Genomic DNA, 20,083 nt, shown 5'->3' with positions numbered 1-20,083 from the left:
AAGGCTCTTTGTTGGAAAGATTGAGATATTTGTCGCTATTTGTCGAGTTCTAAAATTAAAAGAGCCGTCCCGATCACTTCATATGCTATAATTAAGACACGCATAGTAATGTATGAACGGGAACGGAGGTAAGGGTAATGAAGTATCCAAATTATATGATGCTCATTATGGCTTTATCTGCAGTGATGGCAATGGTCTATGATAGCGATGCATTTTACTCCATCTGGGCACTAACCATCTTTGTTTTTTTCAGGAGCTTCAGCACTCTCAGTTCGTAATACAAAGAAAGTATTTTTATGGATTCCGATCGTCGTTTTGTCGGTCGTGGGACTTGTTATCACATTTCTTTAATAGTAGGAACTGTTCTTATCAATAAGGGCAGTTCTTTTTTTATGACCTTTTAAACCCCCAACCTTTTTAAGCGGCTGGGGGTCTATTTACGTGATACTCTGCTCGATATCGTCCATGAGTAATTCCATGTCTTCATTGCCAAGGCCATCATAACTGCGAACGACTTGGCCTTGTTCATCAATTAGAAAAAAAATTCGTTGTGTGGAGAATATCAGGATCTTCTGGATCGTTTAAGACCGTAGATTGAAAAGAGTCTAGCATTAAGGTTTCAATTTCTTTCTCGGAATATCCGGTCAAGAATTGCCAATTCGATTGATCAACACCGTAACGATCCATATAATCAGTGAGTACGTCAGGAGTATCGTGATTGGGGTCAACGGTAAAAGAGACGAATTGGAGATCAAGATTACGAGATTCAGCTTTCTCTTGAATTTCCACTAAATGTGGAGTCATGAGATTGCAAATGGTAGGGCAACTCGTAAAGATGACATTGGCGATCCAATAGGAACCTTCATAATCCTCGCTAGAAATAACATCTTCGGATTGATTGATATACGAAAATGGTTCAACGGTTAAGTCTGATTCGTTAAATCACGACCAAGTAGATCGGATTCATCTGACGATTGATACAACCAGTTGCAACCACTGATCATCGCAAATAGTGTACATACACTTAGCATGTATATGAGTCGTTTAATCATTAAACTCATGCCTTTCGTGATGGAAATTACGAACTTACCTCATCAAAGATATACTCTGGTAAGTCAATATGAACGTCGTACCGACGTGTAAGGTAGATTCAATGGTCAATGCTCCGTGATGTTTTTTGACAATCTCTTCGACAATGGCAAGTCCTAACCCCGTGCCCCATCCGTCCGTGTTCTTGCATCATTCACACGATAAAAACGATCTTTAATATACGCCAATTGATCTTTTGGAATGCCTACGCCTTCGTCTTGAATGGTGAGGCGATAGCATTGATTCTCCCATCGGATCAGAGACACGTGAATCGTCGTATTACGATTAGAATAGTGAATGGCATTATCTAGTAAGTTACGAACGACTTGTTCCAGGCGTTTGGCATCACCAGTAATAATTGCAGCATCATCTAAGTTTCGTTGGATTTCAATGTGATGCTTGTTTGCCGTGATTTCCATACGCGCAATAAGGTCATGTACGATCTCAGCAAAAACGACAGGTTCTTGTTCAATCGTATACGAGACACTTTGAAGCTTTGTCAAATCAAGAAGGTCATTCGTAAGGTGTAACATCGATTCAGCTTCTGATTGGATAATCGTAATTCCAGTCTTTCGATCAACCACATTTTTCTCAATCGCTTCTGCGTAGCCTTTAATATAACTAAGAGGCGTTCGAAGCTCATGCGAAACGTTACCGATAAAGGTTCTACGAGTTTTTTTCTTCTTCTTCCAATGTTTGTGCTAAATGATTTAATGATTCTCCTAAGCGTTTTAACTCAATTGAACGCGGTTGATGATGCACGCGTTCCTGAAAGTTTCCTTCAGCCATCTTTAAAGCTGTGTGCTGCATTTGTTGAATCGGCTTAACGGCTTCTAACGAAATTACCCTTCCTGTCACGATTAACAGTGCAATGACGATTGCGAGTAAGACTAGCGCAAGCACACGCAATTCAGCGAGTGGTTCGTACACACTAGCTAACGGTTGAGAGAGAAGGATTACCCCTGTGAGTTCATCGTTTTCAATGAGTGGAATCGCCACGCCAAGAATCTCTTGATCGTAACTTGGGTGATTACGTAACATCACGACTGTTTCACCCGCTTCAAGCGCTTGTCTCTCGGCTGCATCCACGAAATCAAGGTGAATGCTCCCGTTGTCGGAACTGCCTTCTGTAATGAGAGGGTGCTCGTCTGTAAGAAAAGCAACATCTGCACCTAAGCTTTGGTCGGTCCACTGTACTCGCCATAAAAACGCACTCTCTGAGTCATAATTATGGTAGACACTTTGCAACTCTTCACCAGAAGTCATTAATAAGTTTATTTGTTCATCGACATACAACCGTTCATATAAAAACGAAATCACATACATTCCTACAAACACAATGGTTATAAAAATTAGTCCTAACGCTAACCAAATGCGTACATGCAATGATTTAAATCGTTCCATTAACTTTGAAATTTATAGCCAACTCCCCAAACTGTAGAAATCATATGTTTCGCGGATTTCAGTTTTACTCGAAGTGTTTTAACGTGTGTATCGACCGTTCTAAGTGTCGATTGTGAACCATTTTTGTCCCATAGAATCTCATGCAAATGTTCTCTAGAGAATACGTGAGAAGGATGCTCACAGAGAAAAAGCAATAAGTCGAATTCTTTCTTTGACAAAGAAAGTCGCTCATCATCGACTGTCACATTTCTAGAACCAACATCGATCGTCAAATTCTCAAAAGATAAGACGTTCTTATGATTTGAATGCCCAAAACGTCTCAAGACAGCTTGCATTCTGGCTAACAGTTCCTCAAGCCCAAAAGGTTTTACAATATAATCATCTGCGCCGAGGCGAAGTCCATGTACCCGTTCTTCTTCCTCGCCTCTAGCTGTTAGCATAATGATAGGAATGTCAGTTTGTTGACGGATTTCATGACAAAGCTGAAATCCATCCATTCCGGGCATCATCACATCTAATAACACAAGCTGAACCTTTTGTATTCGAAGGATTTCTAGAGCCTCAATCCCATTTGATGCGGAAACGACGTCGTAACGTGCAGCTTCAAGTACAGGTTTAATTAGCTCAATCAATTGTTTTTCGTCATCTACGACTAAAATCAATCTATTTTCACTCAAAATGGACCCCCCAGAGATTTATTTTCCTCTGTATCTTCTTAGTATAGCCAATCCATGATTGTCTCGTACACCGGTCTGTATTTTACGTTAGCATATCGTGAAGTTGTGAAGTAATTGTGAGCTTTACGAAACGAAAATTGGAACTTTAAAGGCGTGATCCTCACGGAAATTTCACAAATATAGAATAGAGTAAAAGGAGAGGAGTTGATCGACGTGTTAAAACGATGCTTAGTAGCAGTTGCAAGTTGTGGAATCTTAGTTGGTTGTGCAAATGAAGAAAGCGATAAAAGTGCGACAAACGAAATGATGGAAATCGTTGAAGTAGACGTTCTATTTGATTATGAATTCGAAGAAACTGGCAATCACGAACTTGCAATTCGCATCAGTCAAGGCGACGGGGCAATAGAAGATGCACAACACGTAGACTTTGAAATTTGGAAGGCAGATGAGCGAGCGAATGGTGACATCATCTCCGCATCACACGCTGAGAATGGAGTCTATGAAATTAACTACACATTCAATGAAAGTGGTGCTTACTTCGTTCAAACACACGTAACCGCAAAAGGATATCACGTTATGCCACTCAAAGGTATACTCATCGGAGACTTTACGAAACAAGACCAATCAAGAATTGAAGAAGGACCATTAGAAGATCGATCCAATTATGATCATAGTGAGATCGATGCTATGAAGATTGGTGGGTGATTGTAAAGGTAAAGATATTATTTATAGTAATTGTTGTATTAACGTGTTAATAATCTATTAAAAATATGCAAGTGTAAGAGGCTGGATTAATCGTGTCCTGTCTCTGTTTTTTTATTTCTCTTCCTCAAATTAACGAGGAAAAAAGAGACTTGAATCAATACACCTAAAGTTGTAGAATTTTCAAAATATAATATTGCAAATTAAAATCATAAACATTAATATAGTAATATATAAATCGCTTGTTAAAAGATAGAATTTAACGAAAGGAGAAGATTTACTCTTAAGAAATATCTTTATATTAGCTATATTAACAAAAATAACTATTCTATTCGAATAAGTTTGGGGGGGTACTTATATGAAAAAAAGTATATTCACTTAGTTTTTCAGGCTTAGCGCTAGTATTATTAGCGGCATGTGGAGGGGACTCAGAAGAACAAGCTTCTTCGAGTGAAGTAGATGAAGATTTAGAAATGGATGTTGATGAAGAAAGCCGTGATCTTACAATTGCTTTAGGCACAGATATTGTAACGTTTGATATCCATGATCATAACAATACATCGACCGAAGCCGTTCATGTCAATATGTTTGATTACTTAATACAAAATGATCATGAGAATGAAGAATTTGTACCTAAATTAGCAGAGAGCTTCGAAAATATCGATGATACAACATGGTCATTTACTCTTCGCGAAGGTGTGGAATTTCATAATGGGGACCCACTTACGAGCGAAGACGTTAAGTTTACATTAGAACGTGTTGCGACGGATGAATCATTACAAGAGCATACATTATATAACGTTATTGAAGAAGTAGAAGTAATTGATGATTTGAATTTCAATATTATAACGGCTGAGCCAGAACCTATCTTATTAAATCGTCTTTCTAGAATTGGCTCTGGAATTCTACCTAGCGGTTATATTGAAGAAGAGGGTTGGGATCATTTTCTAAGCAATCCGGTGGGTACTGGTGAATTTGCTTTTGTAGAATGGGCACGTGATGATCGATTAGTGTTAGAGGCATTTGACAATTATTGGGATGGTACAAATGAAGAATGGGATACTGTTACGTTTAGAATTATTCCAGAGAACTCAACACGGGTTGCGGAGTTATTAACTGGCGGTATTGATATGGCTGTTAACGTTCCACCTAGTGAGTGGGAACGTATCGAAGAAACAGAAGGTGTATCACTCAAGTCAGAATCGTCTAATCGTGTTCTTATGCTCACATTAAGAAATACAGAAGGATACCCTACTTCAGATCCTCTCGTTCGAGAAGCAATTGATTTGGCAATTGATAATGAAGCAATTATTGAAAGTATATTAATGGGAGCAGCGACTCCAACCAGAACTCGTGTCACGCCGGGTAACAATGGTGCAAATGAGGAGCTTCATGACACAAGCGTGTACGATTTAGACCGTGCGTTAGAGTTAATGGAAGAAGCGGGTTATGCAGAAGGATTTGAGATGACGTTACACTCTCCAAGAGGTAGATATTTACAGGACACTGAAGTTGCAGAGTTAATAGTAGGAATGCTTTCTACAATTAATATTACTGTCAATTTAGAATTTATGGAGTGGAGTAACTTTGTTGATCTTCGTCAAAGTGGCAACCATGAGGATAGCTTTATGATTGGTTTTGGTAACTCAATGGCAGACGCAGATAACGCATTAGATCGATACTATTCTACAGTATCAGCGGGTGAACACGATTATGAGAATAGCGAAGTTGATGAGTTATTAGATGCTGCTCGACAAAATATGGATATGGATCAACGTGTTGAACAGCATCAAAGAGTGCAAGAGATTATTGCTGAAGAACGACCAGACGTTTATTTACATCAGGAAACAATAAATGTTGGGGTTAATGATCGAATTAATTTCACGCCGACTTTTGATGAAATGTTCTATGTCAATACAATAACTCGTAACTAAATTTCGTTCTATTAAAACGAACACAAGGACTTGTTCCTTGTGTTCAACTTGTAAGTGGATCGATACATAAAAAGTGGTGAAAATATGACAAAGTATCTTTTTTGGAGAATTCTTCAAATTATTCCTGTTTTACTTATTATCTCATTTATTGTCTTCATGCTTGTTTACGTAGCAGGAGATCCAGTGTCCTTAATGTTACCAGATGATGCGACAGAAGAGGATCGACAACTATTAAGGGAGGCTCTAGGGTTAGATCAACCTTTCTTTGTGCAATATGGAACTTACTTACTAGGTATTGTACAAGGTGATTTTGGAACATCGTATCATTATGGTGGAGATGCTATGAGTGTTGTTTTAGAACGATTGCCAGCAACATTTGAGCTTGCCCTTGCAGCAATTATATTTGCAATTGTAATTGCGGTACCACTTGGTATATGGTCAGCTACTCTTAAGAACTCTCCACTTGATTTGTTAGCAACAGGTATCGCTGCCTTAGGTAAAGCAATGCCAAACTTTTGGTTAGGAATTATGCTCATTTTATTCTTCTCAGTAACATTAGGCATTTTTCCGGTATCTGGGAGAGAGTCATTTAGTCATTTGGTGTTACCAGCAGTCACTCTAGGAACAGGTATTTTTGCAGAGATGACCCGTTTAATTCGCTCGAGTATGTTAGATACTTTAAATCAAGATTATATCCGTACAGCAAAAAGTAAAGGTTTAAAAAAAACAAAGTAATTATTTATAAGCATGCATTCAAAAACACGCTAGTGCCTGTGATTACGATAACTTTTTTACAAACATCCACTCTGGTCGGAGGTACATTAATTACAGAAACGGTTTTTGCATGGCCTGGCATTGGTCAATTAATTATACAAGCCGTTAATACACGAGATATGGCAGTCGTTCAGGCTAGTGTGTTTGTTATTGCTTTAATCGTTATTATTATGAACTTAATAGCGGACATATTGTATAGATTATTTGATCCTAGAATTAAATATGATTAAGAAGGAGGTCCATATGAGCCAAACAGTAACTGAACCAGTAAAGAGGCCTTCTAGTCTATTCATAAAAAGATGGAGCTATCTACTTTTTAAAAGCAAGACTGGAACCGTAGGGTTTTTTATTCTACTAGTTATAACGCTTATTGCCCTGTTAGCTCCTGTTATCTCACCACATGCACCAGATGCTGTGAATGCTGTTAATCGACTTATGCCACCTTTTTGGTTAGATGGTGGAACGACAGAACATTTGTTAGGGACAGATCATTTGGGGCGGGATATATTAAGTCGGTTATTCTACGGAGCACAAGTATCTTTACTTGTTGGTATTAGCTCTGTCATTTTGGCTGGATTAATTGGTGTGACTATCGGACTTGTTGCAGGGTATTATGGTGGATTTTTAGATAACGCTCTCATGAGAATTGTTGACTCATTTTTGTCAATTCCGAATATCTTATTTGCACTAGTGATTTTAAGTGTTTTTAGTCCAGGTATGTTAACACTTATTTTAGTTTTGGGTGTTACGAACTGGGTGAACTATGCCAGGTTGGTTCGAGGAGAGGTTTTATCTTTAAAAGAGCGTGAGTTTGTAAGAGCTGCAACGTCTTTAGGGGTTCGAAAAGGCAGAATAATAGTTAGGCATTTACTTCCAAATATTATGTCGTCTTTTATCGTTATCTCGACATTGACAGTAGCGACAACAATTATTTTGGAAACTTCACTGAGTTTTTTTGGGTCTTGGAATACAACCACCACAAGTCTCATGGGGAGGAATTCTTGCAGACGGAAGAGACTATTTGGCTACAAGTTGGTGGTTAGCGACGTTCCCTGGATTAGCAATTACAGTCACTGTTCTTGCGGTCATATTTATTGGAGATTGGATCAGGGATATACTTGATCCGCATTCAGTAACAAAAAGATAAAAGAAGGTGTTCAAGATGACTGAAGAATTACTTCTTGAAATAAAAGATTTACGAACACATTTTCATACAGAAAATGGAGTAGTGCCGTCAGTTGATGGTGTGTCTTTTACGATTGCAAAGGGGGAAACGATTGCTCTAGTTGGGGAATCTGGTTCGGGAAAAAGTGTTTCTTCGCTCTCGATCATGGGTTTGCTTGCGGAGTCTGGAAAGATAGAATCTGGAGAAATTCAATTTAAGGGAAAGAATCTTGCAACCGCAAATGAGAAAGTAATGCGCTCAATTAGGGGCAACGAGATCGCAATGATATTTCAAGAGCCCTTAACTTCTTTAAATCCTGTTTTTACGATAGGGAATCAATTGAGTGAGATGCTCATACTTCATAAAAGGATGAACAAGAAAGAAGCCAAGGAGAAAGCTATTGAAATGTTAGAGCGTGTTGAAATCCCTCGTGCAAGAGAAATAATGAATGCTTATCCACATTCATTAAGTGGAGGTATGCGTCAAAGGGTGATGATTGCAATGGCACTCTCTTGTGACCCAGAGTTATTAATCGCTGATGAACCTACTACTGCTTTAGATGTCACAATCCAAGCCCAAATTCTACAAATGATGAGAGAACTGACCAAGACATTTAATACTTCAATTTTATTTATTACACATGATTTAGGTGTGGTTGCACAAATGGTCGATAAAGTCGTTGTAATGTATGCGGGACAAGTAGTAGAACAAGCAGATGTTCACACAATATTTAAAGCGCCAAAGCATCCGTACACAAAAGGATTACTAGATAGTACTCCTAAGATACATGAAGAGAAAGAAGAATTGCATTCCATTCCAGGTGTAGTACCTAACCCTTTAGAAATGCCTGTAGGTTGTCGATTTGCTCCTAGGTGTAATCAAGTAATGGAAATCTGTAAAACTAAAGAGCCTATACTTCAAGCGACTGAAACGGAACAAATTCGATGCTGGCTTTATGATGAAAGAGAGGAGTATACGTATGCCCACTCTTAATAGAAAAGAACCGCTACTGATCGTCAATGATTTGTCGAAACATTTCAAAATAAAGAGAGGGTTATTTGGACAAAACGCTAAAGATCTCAAGGCGGTTGACGGTATCAGCTTTACTGTATATCAAGGAGAGACATTAGGTATTGTCGGTGAATCTGGCTGTGGTAAATCAACGACAGGTAACGTCATCACTCGTTTGTTGGAACCTACGGAAGGTGAAATTATATTTGATGGACAAAATATCACATCTTTAAAAGAAAGTTCATTAAGAAAAATAAGACGTGACATGCAAATGATCTTTCAAGACCCCTTCTCTTCATTGAATCCACGAATGAAAGTGTTCGATATTATTGCTGAACCACTTCGTACCCATTATTCGTATTCTGCTAAACAATTAAAGTTAGAGGTCCTAGATTTAATGGAGAAAGTGGGGCTTAGCGAAGCACATGCTTATCGCTATCCTCATGAATTTAGTGGTGGACAAAGACAACGAATTGGCATAGCAAGAGCGATTGCGTTAAAGCCTAAAATAATTGTTTGTGATGAACCAGTTTCGGCTTTGGATGTGTCAATCCAAGCGCAAATCTTAAATTTATTGAAAAAGTTGCAACGAGAATTGAATCTTACTTTTGTCTTCATTGCCCACGGACTTCCGGCGGTGAAACATTTTAGTGATCGTGTTGCTGTAATGTACTTAGGGAAGATAATTGAAATGTCATCAAAAAAAGATTTGTTTAAGTTACCAATGCATCCATACACAATGGGTCTATTAAATGCCGTACCAATACCTGATCCTAGTCAACGCAGTCAAATAACAAAGTCTGAGATCCGAGGGGATATACCTAGCCCTGTTAACTTACCGACAGGTTGTAGGTTTCATCCACGATGCCCATATGCAGATGAACAATGTCAACAAATAGAACCTGCTTTTGAAGAAAAGAAGGATGGACATTTTGTAGCTTGCCATTATCCACTAAGTCAACAATTTCTAACAAAAGAGGGATAAGATGAAGGAAGTATATGACTATATAGAATCGAACAAAGAACGCTATATTGAGTGGCTACAAGAGCTGTGTCGTCAACCGAGTGTAGCTGCTCAAAACCGTGGTATGAAAGAGACAGCAACTCTAGTTGAATATTATTTACATCAAACGAGTGCTTCTACTGAACAACTGTCTACTAGCGGGTACCCGGTTGTTTTTGCAGAGGTAAATACGAACGCAGAGAAAACGTTATCATTTTATAATCATTACGATGTTCAGCCGGAAGACCCTATTGAGTTATGGGAAAGCGCCCCATTTGAAGCTGAAATTCGTAATGGGAAAATGTATGCAAGAGGTGTCGCAGATAATAAGGGAAATTTAATGGCAAGAATTTGTGCTGTACATGCCTATGAGCAAGTTTACGGGAAGTTACCAATCAACGTTAAATTTATTATTGAAGGTGAAGAAGAGATTGGGAGTGTACATCTTGATGAGTTTGCGTCAAAGTATCCTGATAAAATCGCTTCAGATGGATGTATTTGGGAGTTTGGTTATAAAAATCCTAATGGTAGATTGCAAGTTTCTCTTGGGGTTAAAGGCATGTGTTACGTTGAGCTAAGAGCAAGGGGAGCCAATACTGATTTACATTCAGCAAATGCAGCAGTTATTAAAAATCCTGCTTGGCGCTTAATTTGGGCACTCCAAACATTAAAGGATGAAAATGAAAATATATTAATTGATGGTTTTTATGATGGTGTCTTAGAGCCGGATGAGACCGAAACTCAATTGTTAGAGGCAATGGAGTACGAAGAAAGAGAGATACTTAGCTCATTAGGATTAGATTCATTTCTTTTAAATTTGGATGGATTGGAATTGAAAAAGAAACTTCTTTTTCAACCAACATGTACAATCTGTGGGGTTGAATCGGGTTATACGGGAGAGGGTTCAAAGACTGTCTTGCCTTCATTTGCGAAAGCTAAGCTTGATTTTAGACTCGTAGGAGAACAAAACCCAGATAAAGTATTTCAATTATTACGAGAGCATTTAGATCGTAATGGCTTTACAGATATTGAAGCAGTGCAATTGTCTGGATGTCACCCAGCAAAAACAGATCCAAATGATCCACTTGTTCGAACAGTTGTTGATAATGTCAAAGATGTTTACGGACAAGAGCCCGTTGTTTTACGAAATACACCTGGTACAGGGCCGATGTATGATCTTTGTCAAAAATACAACATCCCGGCTATATCATTAGGTGTTGGGAATGAAGATTCTAGAAATCATGCTCCTAATGAAAATATTGCTATCGATGATTATATTCTAGGAATAAAAATGATGAGTAAAATTATCCATGAATTCGCCAATTAAACCGAATGAGGAGTTATAGTATGGATACAAAACAAAGGGCAAATGAAATGAAAGAAGAATTAATAGAATGGCGAAGACATATCCATCAAAACCCTGAATTAGGTTTTGAGGAGGTGGAAACTCAAAAGTTTGTTGAAGAAACACTTAAGCAATTTGGTATTCCTTCAAAACGAGTGGCAAAGACGGGGGTTATTGCGACAATACAAGGGAACTCCGATGGCAAAACAGTAGCTCTTAGGCTGATATGGATGCATTGCCAATACAAGAAGACAATCAACAGTTATCATATCGTTCTAAAAGACCTGGAATCTCACATATGTGTGGTCATGATGCACATACTGCGATGCTTTTAGGTGCAGCAAAACTATTAAAAGAAAATCCTCCTGAACATGGGCATGTAAAATTAGTATTCCAACCAGCTGAAGAAGGATTGTTTGGTGCTAAAGCTATGATAGAAGATGGGGTGTTACAACATCCAAAGGTTGAAGCAATAGCTGGATTGCATGTATACGCTAAAAATGAAGTCGGTACAATTTCAATTACACCAGGGTTAAGTTCAGGTGCAGTTGATGTGTTCACAGCAAAGATTGTTGGAAAAGGTGGTCATGCTGCACATCCCTATTTAGCAACAGACCCTATTACAACTGCCATAGAATCAATCTCAAGCTTACAACATATTATTAGTAGAAAAGTGGATCCTCTTAATTCTGCAGTATTATCAATTACTAGGATCAAGGTGGAACTGCAAATAACGTTATTCCGAATGAAGTAACCTTTGGGGGTACAATTAGAACATTAGAGCCTGAAGTAAGAGATTTAGTAGAGAAAGAATTGAAACGAATCATTGCAGGAGTAACATCTGCTTTTGGTGCATCTTTTGAACTTGATTACCAAAAAGGTTTCCCTTCAGTTTATAACGAACCAAAACTTGTTCCTGTTTTAGAAACAGCGACAGAGAAGATATTAGGTAAAGAGTCTATTCACTATGGAAAACCATCGATGGGTGGTGAAGACTTTTCCTATTACACAAATGAAATACCAGGTATTATGTTTAGACTAGGTGTTGGTAATGAAGAAAAGGGGTTAAATGCCTCTTTGCATTCATCTAATTTTAACATCGATGAAGATGCTTTACCTTTAGGCAGTGCAATACTCAGTCAATGGGCATATGATTACTTATCAAAGTAAAAACCAGAGATAGCGAGAAGCTGCCTCTGGTTTTTATATGAATTACAACGTCTTCTTAATATCCTCTTCAAGCTGTGCGGGCTTGTCCTTAGGTGCGAAACGTTTAACGACGTTCCCTTCTCGGTCAACGAGGAATTTTGTGAAATTCCATTTGATATCTTCACCGAACAATCCTTTTTGTTGTTCTCTTAGGTGCTTAAATAGCGGGTTTGCGTCTTTTCCTTTTACGTTCGTTTTTTTGGAAAAGGGGGAATGTGACTCCGAAATTGAGCTTACAAGCTTCTTCCATCTCTTCGTCTTTTAATGGTTCTTGATTCATAAATTGATTGCTTGGGAAACCGAGGACTCGTAATCCTTGACCTTTATAATTTTGATGCAACTCCTCAAGCCCATCAAATTGATTAGTAAATCCACACTTTGAAGCTGTGTTTACGATGAGTAAAACGTCTCCCTCGTACTCAGACAGCGGGAAGTCTTCTCCATCGGGCTTTTTAACGGTGTAATCAAAGACTGACATGTAGAAATCCTCCTTTTCTCTATCTTATCTGATTGTAAAGGTTGAAACAAAGCAATGCGCTCATACAATGCATTGTCAGAACATAAGAAAAATCATGATACACTAGATATGGAAAAGGGGGAGTATGCGTTGAAGTTGAATCATATCACCTACTCTGTGTCAGATTTGGCTCGTTCTATGGCATTTTTTTGAGAGCGCGCTAGGTGCGAAACGGTTGGTAGAAGGTGAAAAGATGGCGTATTACGATGTTGGTGGTGTTTGGTTTGCGTTAAACGTACAACAAGACATTAGCAGAAATGAAATTGAAGAATCATATACCCATCTTGCGTTTGCCGTAACTGAAGAGGAATTAGAAGAACAGAAGGAACGTTTTCAAAGGCTAGGTCTATCTTATACACATGGTCGCCCAAGAGATAAAGAGCATGAAGGTGACTCGATTTACTTTAGAGATCCTGATGGACATTTATTTGAATTTCATACAGGAAGTTTAGAAGGGCGAATCCAATATTATAAAGATGAAAAGAAGCCGATGACGTTTACGGATTAAGGTCATGACAATTAACGATTATATACTGCTTATTCTTAGTATAGGATTTATTATCGCAGCAATTGATTATGTGTTAGGGAATAAGTTTGGGCTCGGAAATCAATTTCAGCAAGCCTTTGCTATGCTCGGTTCGTTAACGATTGTCATTGTTGGCATGGTTACAATAGCGCCGATTATAGCAAACGGTCTTGCATTTGTTAGTGAACCGTTATACATACATACAGGGATCGATCCAGCGGCAGTCATTAATACGGTATTGGCACTCGACATGGGTGGTTATGCTATGGCAGAAACGTTGTCGTATAGTGATCAAGCCGCGCTATTTTCTTGGGTTTTACTTGGGACGATGTACGGACCTACCCTTTCTTTTACCGTCCCTGTAGCACTCGGTATCATTCGTAAAGATGATGTGAGTTATTTTATTAGAGGAATCTTGTTAGGTATCGTTTGCGCACCGATCGGTTGTTTGTTAGGAGGGTTTGTGGCAGGCTTTCCATTGTCAATGATGCTAATCAATTTAATTCCTGCTATTGGGGCTTCAATAATCATTATCATTGGACTTTTATGGAAGCCGGAAGGAACAGTACAGGTCTTTACATGGTTAGGGCGCATGGTGACAGTGATCGCTGTGATCGGATTAAGTGTGCTAATGATGGACGCCATTTTTCCAGGAGTCGAAGTGTCTGGAATTACGCCGATTGAAGAAAGTATGGCGATTGTCGGACGGATTGTGCTCGTTTTGGCAGGTGCAATCCCGCTCACGTATCTACTGTCAAAAGCATTGCGCAAACCATTACAATCGTTTGGTGAACGAATAGGGATTAATAAGGAGAGCAGCACAGGGCTGCTCGCGTCACTTGCTCATGCGATTCCTGCATTTCACCTTTTTCACGAAATGAACCCGAGAGGAAAAGTGCTCGTGGCTTCATTTGCTGTTGCAGGAGCGTTTGTATTTGGGGGTCACTTAGGCTTTGTTGCTGGAATTGATGCCAACTATGTGAGTGCAATGGTTGTAGGTAAATTGACTGCAGGAGTGTTAGCACTTGTGGTCACGTATTCCGTTACAAAGTCAATGCCTTAAGCTTCCTTAACGAGTTGTTGGTAGCGAGTCTGTACATGGTGCAGCTCGCTTTTTTTGTTTTTCTTGTTGGGTGAGAACTTGTTCAAGTAGTTGATTAACAGTATCTTCCATATCCTCAACTTGTAGTTTTGATTCGTTAATGCGATTGTGAACCGTAAGATCAACGATAAAGCCATCGAAGAAGTAATCTGCAAAAGTAAGGAAGTTACCAATCTCAAACGAATGATCGGTTAATTCTTCAAGGTCCATAAGCTCTTCTTGAAAATGACGAAGTGCAGTTTGAGCCTTGTGAATATCATGACTCGCATCGTCCATACGTTGGTGTTTTAAACCGGTCGCAATCATTCCTCCAAAGAAAATATCGTACGTCGAGTAATTTCGTGCACTCTGAATCGTATTTAATGCATCTTTAATTGCCGACGCTGCCCTTTTGCCTGCCTCGAACACATCGTCTAACTCATTAAGTTCAGCATACAGCTGTGCTTCTCTCAATTCGAAATCACTCAATTGTTGGTGTAGTTCAGGATTGTGTTGAATGATCGATAAACGCTTTTCTTCAAAAACGTGTTCATAATCTTCTTTTGCATGTTCAAGCTGTTGCAAATTACATTTGTATTCGTCTATTTCTTTTTCTAAATCTTCGACGGTTCTTTCGGCTTCTTTATATTTCAGTTGTGTCGATAAGACGGATTGTTGTCGCTCATCAATTTCATCAATCTTTTTTCCTACGACTGTGTAGAATAACGTAGAGAATGATAACCGTTCCAATTGCTCGACTCGTTTCTCTAAGGAATGGAGTTCTTCTAGTAAAGTATTCTTCTTAGCCGTCTCAGTTTGTAAATACTGTTCTGCACGCTTTAAATCTAAGCTCCATTTTTTTATATAGATGTTTGTTGTTTTCCGCCTCTATTAAGGCTTTACGTTGAGTTTCAAACATTTTGGACCCTCCGTTTCGTTATTTCCCGGGCAATTACTTTGCTCCAGAACGTTGCAGCCGTTTTGATTGTGTATGAGCAAAAATCCCAAACAATGTATAAACAATAAATAAAGACAATGGTAAATAAAAATGTAAGGAAAGGGGTGCTAATAAAAAAAATCGTACTAATTGCTACAATCGTAACACTAAAGATCGTATAAAGGTGCGTTTGATAGACCCACATATACGGGAAAAAATGAGCGCCATACATAACGCCAATAGCAAACAACAACTGCATTGGTTGTACTAACGCGAAGTAGATGATCACAGGAATGAAAAACAATTGAATGCCGCTGATAATACCGATGAGCATCGTAAAAGGATTGTTCTTAGGGTATAAATCAACGTGTAAAAACTTTGCTAGTAAAATGCCTAAAGGAAGCACAAATGCTAATGAATAGAGATATACCCATGGAAATGCCGAGTCCGGCAAGAACGTTGTACACAGAGCGACAAAAAGCCAATACGTAGCTCCTGCAAAAAGCATTGGAGAACCTAATCGAGAACGATCGGCTAAATCATCATGGTAATGCAATAAATCGTTCATAGCTTCCTCCTCTTACGTAGATTACGAACATTATCCCATAGCTAGAATTACCTCGACAATATTATCTTCAAACTTGCTTTTAAAAACGATTTGTTTTCATAATGGGGAAAAGAAGGACGGAAAGTAGGGATCAGATGACCACGGTTTTACTTGCTGATGATGATGCAAATTTACGAGGGTTTGTCCGAGAGCATTTGCAGCGTGAAGGGTATCATGTTATTGAAGCAAAAGATGGTGTTGAAGCCCTTGAACAAATGGAAACAACACGAATTCAACTTGCGATTGTTGATCTTATGATGCCAAAAATGTCGGGGTACGAGCTTGTTGAGCAACTACGCGAGCATTATGAAATTCCGATTCTCATGCTCACAGCAAAAGACCAATTACGAGATAAAGAGCGTGGGTTTGCTGTAGGGACTGATGATTATATGACGAAGCCCTTCGAAGTGAAAGAGTTAGCGTTTCGTATGAAAGCATTATTACGTCGTTATCATAAACCGAATGAACAAGAAATAATTGTTGGAGATTTGGCGATTGATCGCAAAAGTTTTGAAGTTCGTTGTGAAGACCGAACCATGTTTTTGCCATTAAAAGAGTTTGAGTTACTTTCTCAACTAGCTAGTTTTCCAGGCCGTACATTCACGAGGGAAATGTTGATTGAGCTTGTTTGGGGGTTTGATTATGAAGGAGACGACCGTACGGTTGATGTACATATCAAGCGATTACGGGAACGTTTTAGCGAAATCAGTAAATTGGTCCACATCAAAACCGTTCGAGGTGTCGGTTATAAGTTGGACGTGCATTCATGAGAAGTTTTTATGTTCGGATGCTCTTAATTACGTTTGCTGTCATGATTCTAAGTAGCCTACTCGCTTTTACTCTAGCAAATGGGTATTACCAGTTCGTATTACAAGAGCAAAATGAAGAAAAAAATTGAACAAACTGCACGAGATGTAGCTCAGTTTCTAACCGATTTGCCTAGTACTTATCACGAAGATTACTTAATTCATGCAGGGGAGTTAGGTTATCAAGTCACACTTTTGCATGAAAACGGTTATTCCAGTCACTATGGTACACCTTACCGAGATGCTTCAATTCCGAGTGATGTCATAGCTGAAGTGTTAGAAGGAACGGTATATCGAGGCATCACAGCTCAAGAGTTTGAGTGGTTTGTGACAGGTTTTTTTTAACAATGTTGCGACGAACACGATCGGGGTTCCAGTTCAGATTGAAGGAGAAAACTATGCCTTATTTATGCGTCCGGATGTTGAACAAAACCTCGGAGAATTCCGTTCATTTTTAGCGATACTTCTCGTATTAACCCTTTTGTTTAGCTTCCTGTTTATTGCGATTGCAGCGAAGCGGATCGTTAAGCCGGTCGTGTCGTTAACTGAGGCTACAAAGCAAATTTCAGAAGGTGAATTTCACGTAGACTTAAACGTAAGAAGGCAAGATGAGATTGGTCAATTAGCGAAGCATTTCAAATCAATGAGTAAAGAATTAGGTCAACTTGATGCGATGCGACAAGAATTTGTCTCAAATGTATCTCATGAAATTCAATCGCCGTTAGCAACAATTTCGGCCACATCTCATGCGTTACAAGCAAACGATATCTCAGACAAAGAGCGAGTCACTTATAGTGAACTTATTGAAAAAGAAAGCTTGCGACTGTCTTCGCTCAGTAAGCAATTGCTCACATTAGCATCTCTCGACCAAGAAACAGACGTCGTAAACAAAGAAACGATCAATTTAGAAGAGCAGATTAAAGGAGTTGTGCGTTCACTCATTTATCAAGCTCAACAAAAGGGTATTTATATTCAGTTAGATACGATGCCGTGTACGGTTACGGGAGATCCTTTGTTGCTTCATCAAGTTTGGGAGAACCTTATATTTAACGCAATAAAATTCACACCTACCGGTGGCACCATTCACATTACGTTCAAAAATCGTCAGGTGTTGATTCAAGACAATGGAGTGGGCATGACCGAGCATCAAATCAAACGCATTTACGAGCGTTTTTATACAGTCGATGAGGCGAGAACAAATGAGCAAAACAGTACGGGATTAGGTTTATCAATCGTTAAAAAGATTGTTGATTTGCATAACGCTGATATTAACGTCACAAGCACAGTTGGAATCGGCACAACATTTACAGTTACGTTTTAATGTTCATTTTCCGTTCATAATCCACCTTTACCGTTTAGTGTAGCGAAAGCAATCCTAAATGTGAGAAGGTGGATGTTTTGTTTTTAGCATTAAAAGAACTGCGATACGAAAAGACTCGGTATGCACTCGTTGCTGGGATTATGTTTCTCATTTCATTTCTAGTTTTATTTGTGTCTGGATTGGCACAAGGGTTGGCGTTTAACAATGCGTCTTCGCTTGAGACGATGAATGTTGATCATTTTGTGCTTGATGAAGAGGCTGAACATCAGCTAACGAGGTCTCTTGTATCTGATGCAGACCAGCAAGTAATTGAAGATGGAGAGATTGATGCCACACCTTTTGGTCTTCATATGACGATGCTCATTCGAGAAGAGGCAAGTAACGTTGATGTTGCGATGATGAGTGTTGATTTAAACTCTCCAATTGCTCCAACGATCATTGAAGGTCAGACACCGAGTGAAGGACAAGCGCTAATTCATGAATCCATTCAAGAGGAAGGCATTGAGATTGGAGATGTTGTTACGGATAACGCCAGCGACATGGAATTCGAAGTGTCGGGTTTTACAGAAGATCAGACATTTAGCCATGCGCCAATTATGCACGTACATGAAGAGGACTGGCGCGAAATGCGTGATGGAGAGTTTATCGTAAGCACAATTGCCATTCACGGAAGTGAAGAAGAAGCGGCACAAGTTGGAGAGCAACTTACCGATAGTGAAGTCATTACATTGGATGAGGCTCTAGCAGGAATACCTGGCTATAGTGCGGAGCAAGGATCCCTTACGATGATGATCGTCTTTTTGTACATCATCGCTGCGTTTGTACTAGCTGCATTTTTCTATGTTATTACGATTCAAAAATTGAATCAATTCGGCATTATGAAGGCGATCGGATCACCAGTCAGCGTGTTGGCAAAATCCTTGCTCGTACAAGTGATGGTTCTTTCAGCTGTCAGTCTAACACTTGCAATCGTTGTAACGTTAGGTGCTGCACAGATTATGCCTGAAGGACTTCCGTTTCAGTTAACAGGTACGATGGTTGCCATTAGTGCAGGATTATTCCTTTTAACAGCGATTGTGGGCTCGTTATTGTCACTGTATAAAGTCGCAAAAGTTGATGCGTTAGAAGCCATTGGAGGTGGGAAATAATGAACGCAAAATTATCATTACAACATGTGCAAAAGACATTTACAGACGGCGACCGAACGTTGACGGTTCTAAAAGACGTTTCTTTCGACATATTTCCCGGGGAATTTGTTGCGATTGTCGGACCGTCCGGTTCAGGTAAAAGCACGATGTTATCCATTGCAGGTGCATTGTTGTCACCATCATCCGGAAAACTTTTACTTGATGGCAAAAACATCGCCGATGCGAGCGAGAAAGAACGGCAACTCATTCGACTCCACCAAATCGGCTTTATTTTTCAATCGTCACATTTGCTTCCGTATTTAACAGTCAAAGACCAACTCATGCTCATGACTCGACTGAGTAAGGAGTCAAAAAAAAGACGCAGAACAACGAGCCGAACGCTTATTAACGGAACTTGGACTTCGCCATCGACTTCACCAATATCCAGAACGCTTATCAGGAGGCGAACGCCAACGAGTCGCGATTGCCCGTGCATGGATGAATGAACCAGACTTAATTCTTGCCGACGAACCAACCGCAAGCCTAGATACAGAACGGGGCCAACACGTCATTGAGCAGCTAGCTCATCAAGTGAAACAACAGAAACGAGCCGCAATCATGGTCACTCACGATGAACGAATGCTCGCGTATTGCGACCGCGTCATCACGTTGGAAGACGGCGCAGTAAGTTAGTTAGCGGGGCGGATAATGTAGCAAGCGAGTGCGTAGGTGTAGCAAGTAAAGGCTGAGTTGTAGCAAGTGAAGGCTGAGTTGTAGCAAGCGGAGGCCATGGTGTAGCAAGCGGGGGCGTAGGTGTAGCAAGCGAAGGCCGAGTTGTAGCAAGCGAG

The 20,083-nt window shown here is 39.5% G+C and carries 19 protein-coding genes and 7 pseudogenes; 19 read left to right on the top strand and 7 right to left on the bottom strand.

What is annotated here, in order from left to right; all coding sequences use genetic code 11:
• Nucleotides 1-137 precede the first annotated feature (137 nt).
• Nucleotides 138-278: a hypothetical protein gene (locus JCM19055_RS28750; protein WP_265181879.1), complete on the top strand. Its 141-nt coding sequence runs from the start codon at nucleotides 138-140 to the stop codon at nucleotides 276-278.
• Between the two features lie 250 nt (nucleotides 279-528).
• Here JCM19055_RS28750 and JCM19055_RS23005 read toward each other — a convergent pair.
• The 4 genes and pseudogenes from JCM19055_RS23005 to JCM19055_RS06240 form a co-directional block, all read right to left on the bottom strand.
• Nucleotides 529-906, bottom strand: a pseudogene (locus JCM19055_RS23005) (SCO family protein); the annotation flags it as partial.
• Nucleotides 907-1,086: 180 nt separating this feature from the next.
• Nucleotides 1,087-1,706: pseudogene (locus JCM19055_RS23000) on the bottom strand (sensor histidine kinase).
• 49 nt (nucleotides 1,707-1,755) lie between these two features.
• Complete coding sequence (locus JCM19055_RS22995) at nucleotides 1,756-2,493, bottom strand: HAMP domain-containing protein (protein WP_052366002.1); 738 nt, start codon at nucleotides 2,491-2,493, stop codon at nucleotides 1,756-1,758.
• Entirely contained in the window at nucleotides 2,493-3,152 is a 660-nt protein-coding gene (locus JCM19055_RS06240; protein ID WP_042359049.1) for a response regulator transcription factor, read from the bottom strand. Before JCM19055_RS06240 ends, JCM19055_RS22995 begins: the two co-directional genes overlap by 1 nt.
• Before the next feature lie 231 nt (nucleotides 3,153-3,383).
• Here JCM19055_RS06240 and JCM19055_RS06235 point away from each other — a divergent pair, with 231 nt between their 5' ends.
• The 10 genes and pseudogenes from JCM19055_RS06235 (at nucleotide 3,384) to JCM19055_RS28735 (ending at nucleotide 12,274) form a co-directional block, all read left to right on the top strand.
• Nucleotides 3,384-3,875, top strand: coding sequence for a FixH family protein (locus tag JCM19055_RS06235; RefSeq protein ID WP_152549779.1), 492 nt, complete (start codon nucleotides 3,384-3,386; stop codon nucleotides 3,873-3,875).
• Nucleotides 3,876-4,345: 470 nt separating this feature from the next.
• Nucleotides 4,346-5,806 carry an ABC transporter substrate-binding protein gene (locus JCM19055_RS06230; protein WP_152549778.1) on the top strand — a complete coding sequence of 487 codons (1,461 nt, stop codon included), beginning with the start codon at nucleotides 4,346-4,348 and terminating at the stop codon, nucleotides 5,804-5,806.
• A gap of 84 nt (nucleotides 5,807-5,890) precedes the next feature.
• Nucleotides 5,891-6,810, top strand: a pseudogene (locus JCM19055_RS06225) (ABC transporter permease).
• Between the two features lie 13 nt (nucleotides 6,811-6,823).
• A pseudogene (locus JCM19055_RS06220) lies at nucleotides 6,824-7,727 on the top strand (ABC transporter permease).
• A gap of 15 nt (nucleotides 7,728-7,742) precedes the next feature.
• Entirely contained in the window at nucleotides 7,743-8,738 is a 996-nt protein-coding gene (locus tag JCM19055_RS06215; protein ID WP_042359020.1) for an ABC transporter ATP-binding protein, read from the top strand.
• Nucleotides 8,725-9,741 carry an ABC transporter ATP-binding protein gene (locus tag JCM19055_RS06210; protein WP_042359019.1) on the top strand — a complete coding sequence of 339 codons (1,017 nt, stop codon included), beginning with the start codon at nucleotides 8,725-8,727 and terminating at the stop codon, nucleotides 9,739-9,741. Before JCM19055_RS06215 ends, JCM19055_RS06210 begins: the two co-directional genes overlap by 14 nt.
• Nucleotide 9,742: 1 nt before the next feature.
• Complete coding sequence (locus JCM19055_RS06205; protein WP_042359018.1) at nucleotides 9,743-11,086, top strand: M20/M25/M40 family metallo-hydrolase; 1,344 nt, start codon at nucleotides 9,743-9,745, stop codon at nucleotides 11,084-11,086.
• A gap of 20 nt (nucleotides 11,087-11,106) precedes the next feature.
• Entirely contained in the window at nucleotides 11,107-11,439 is a 333-nt protein-coding gene (locus JCM19055_RS28745) for a hypothetical protein (protein WP_265181893.1), read from the top strand.
• Nucleotides 11,331-11,858, top strand: coding sequence for a M20 family metallopeptidase (locus JCM19055_RS28740; RefSeq protein ID WP_265181878.1), 528 nt, complete (start codon nucleotides 11,331-11,333; stop codon nucleotides 11,856-11,858). The genes JCM19055_RS28745 and JCM19055_RS28740 overlap by 109 nt, the downstream gene beginning before the upstream one ends.
• A 59-nt stretch (nucleotides 11,859-11,917) precedes the next feature.
• On the top strand, nucleotides 11,918-12,274 hold the full coding sequence (locus JCM19055_RS28735; protein ID WP_265181877.1) for a M20/M25/M40 family metallo-hydrolase: 357 nt from the start codon (nucleotides 11,918-11,920) through the stop codon (nucleotides 12,272-12,274).
• 42 nt (nucleotides 12,275-12,316) lie between these two features.
• Here the strand turns inward: JCM19055_RS28735 and JCM19055_RS06195 are convergent.
• Nucleotides 12,317-12,791, bottom strand: a pseudogene (locus tag JCM19055_RS06195) (glutathione peroxidase).
• A 108-nt stretch (nucleotides 12,792-12,899) separates the two neighbouring features.
• Between JCM19055_RS06195 and fosB the strand changes: the two are divergent.
• Nucleotides 12,900-13,338, top strand: a pseudogene (gene fosB / locus JCM19055_RS06190) (metallothiol transferase FosB).
• Between the two features lie 4 nt (nucleotides 13,339-13,342).
• On the top strand, nucleotides 13,343-14,419 hold the full coding sequence (locus JCM19055_RS06185; RefSeq protein ID WP_042359016.1) for an ethanolamine utilization protein EutH: 1,077 nt from the start codon (nucleotides 13,343-13,345) through the stop codon (nucleotides 14,417-14,419).
• A 6-nt stretch (nucleotides 14,420-14,425) separates the two neighbouring features.
• On the opposite strand, the gene JCM19055_RS06180 is transcribed toward JCM19055_RS06185, so the two are convergent.
• Nucleotides 14,426-15,187 carry a hypothetical protein gene (locus tag JCM19055_RS06180; RefSeq protein WP_042359015.1) on the bottom strand — a complete coding sequence of 254 codons (762 nt, stop codon included), beginning with the start codon at nucleotides 15,185-15,187 and terminating at the stop codon, nucleotides 14,426-14,428.
• 161 nt (nucleotides 15,188-15,348) lie between these two features.
• The gene (locus tag JCM19055_RS06175) at nucleotides 15,349-15,942 is read right to left on the bottom strand and encodes a hypothetical protein (RefSeq protein WP_042359014.1); all 594 of its coding nucleotides are present in this window, start codon (nucleotides 15,940-15,942) and stop codon (nucleotides 15,349-15,351) included.
• A gap of 134 nt (nucleotides 15,943-16,076) precedes the next feature.
• On the opposite strand from JCM19055_RS06175, the gene JCM19055_RS06170 reads away from it, so the two are divergent.
• The 6 genes and pseudogenes from JCM19055_RS06170 (at nucleotide 16,077) to JCM19055_RS06155 (ending at nucleotide 19,928) form a co-directional block, all read left to right on the top strand.
• The gene (locus tag JCM19055_RS06170) at nucleotides 16,077-16,751 is read left to right on the top strand and encodes a response regulator transcription factor (RefSeq protein ID WP_042359012.1); all 675 of its coding nucleotides are present in this window, start codon (nucleotides 16,077-16,079) and stop codon (nucleotides 16,749-16,751) included.
• Nucleotides 16,748-16,879, top strand: coding sequence for a hypothetical protein (locus JCM19055_RS28730; RefSeq protein WP_265181876.1), 132 nt, complete (start codon nucleotides 16,748-16,750; stop codon nucleotides 16,877-16,879). The genes JCM19055_RS06170 and JCM19055_RS28730 overlap by 4 nt, the downstream gene beginning before the upstream one ends.
• A complete protein-coding gene (locus tag JCM19055_RS22990) occupies nucleotides 16,863-17,132 on the top strand; it encodes a hypothetical protein (RefSeq protein WP_052366001.1) in 270 nt (89 codons plus the stop codon). Before JCM19055_RS28730 ends, JCM19055_RS22990 begins: the two co-directional genes overlap by 17 nt.
• Before the next feature lie 64 nt (nucleotides 17,133-17,196).
• Nucleotides 17,197-18,108, top strand: a complete 912-nt coding sequence (locus tag JCM19055_RS06165) for a cell wall metabolism sensor histidine kinase WalK (protein WP_052366000.1) — start codon at nucleotides 17,197-17,199, stop codon at nucleotides 18,106-18,108.
• Between the two features lie 77 nt (nucleotides 18,109-18,185).
• Nucleotides 18,186-19,256, top strand: coding sequence for an ABC transporter permease (locus JCM19055_RS06160; protein WP_042359010.1), 1,071 nt, complete (start codon nucleotides 18,186-18,188; stop codon nucleotides 19,254-19,256).
• Nucleotides 19,256-19,928 (top strand): annotated as a pseudogene (locus JCM19055_RS06155) (ABC transporter ATP-binding protein). The gene JCM19055_RS06160 and the pseudogene JCM19055_RS06155 overlap by 1 nt, the downstream one beginning before the upstream one ends.
• Nucleotides 19,929-20,083 lie beyond the last annotated feature (155 nt).

The organism is Geomicrobium sp. JCM 19055, from assembly GCF_000698185.1.
GTDB lineage: Bacteria > Bacillota > Bacilli > Bacillales > Marinococcaceae > Geomicrobium_A > Geomicrobium_A sediminis.
This window is presented reverse-complemented; position numbering and strand designations above follow the sequence as displayed.

What these genes read in the sequence shown, in the direction of transcription:
- JCM19055_RS06175 (WP_042359014.1), bottom strand. Translation starts at nt 15,942, where the DNA reads ATGAACGATTTATTGCATTACCATGATGATTTAGCCGATCGTTCTCGA.
- JCM19055_RS28745 (WP_265181893.1), top strand. Translation starts at nt 11,107, where the DNA reads ATGGATACAAAACAAAGGGCAAATGAAATGAAAGAAGAATTAATAGAA.
- JCM19055_RS22995 (WP_052366002.1), bottom strand. Translation starts at nt 2,493, where the DNA reads ATGGAACGATTTAAATCATTGCATGTACGCATTTGGTTAGCGTTAGGA.
- JCM19055_RS22990 (WP_052366001.1), top strand. Translation starts at nt 16,863, where the DNA reads ATGAAGAAAAAAATTGAACAAACTGCACGAGATGTAGCTCAGTTTCTA.
- JCM19055_RS06210 (WP_042359019.1), top strand. Translation starts at nt 8,725, where the DNA reads ATGCCCACTCTTAATAGAAAAGAACCGCTACTGATCGTCAATGATTTG.
- JCM19055_RS28730 (WP_265181876.1), top strand. Translation starts at nt 16,748, where the DNA reads ATGAGAAGTTTTTATGTTCGGATGCTCTTAATTACGTTTGCTGTCATG.
- JCM19055_RS28740 (WP_265181878.1), top strand. Translation starts at nt 11,331, where the DNA reads ATGGATGCATTGCCAATACAAGAAGACAATCAACAGTTATCATATCGT.
- JCM19055_RS06170 (WP_042359012.1), top strand. Translation starts at nt 16,077, where the DNA reads ATGACCACGGTTTTACTTGCTGATGATGATGCAAATTTACGAGGGTTT.
- JCM19055_RS06230 (WP_152549778.1), top strand. Translation starts at nt 4,346, where the DNA reads ATGGATGTTGATGAAGAAAGCCGTGATCTTACAATTGCTTTAGGCACA.
- JCM19055_RS06185 (WP_042359016.1), top strand. Translation starts at nt 13,343, where the DNA reads ATGACAATTAACGATTATATACTGCTTATTCTTAGTATAGGATTTATT.
- JCM19055_RS28750 (WP_265181879.1), top strand. Translation starts at nt 138, where the DNA reads ATGAAGTATCCAAATTATATGATGCTCATTATGGCTTTATCTGCAGTG.
- JCM19055_RS06205 (WP_042359018.1), top strand. Translation starts at nt 9,743, where the DNA reads ATGAAGGAAGTATATGACTATATAGAATCGAACAAAGAACGCTATATT.
- JCM19055_RS06165 (WP_052366000.1), top strand. Translation starts at nt 17,197, where the DNA reads ATGCGTCCGGATGTTGAACAAAACCTCGGAGAATTCCGTTCATTTTTA.
- JCM19055_RS06215 (WP_042359020.1), top strand. Translation starts at nt 7,743, where the DNA reads ATGACTGAAGAATTACTTCTTGAAATAAAAGATTTACGAACACATTTT.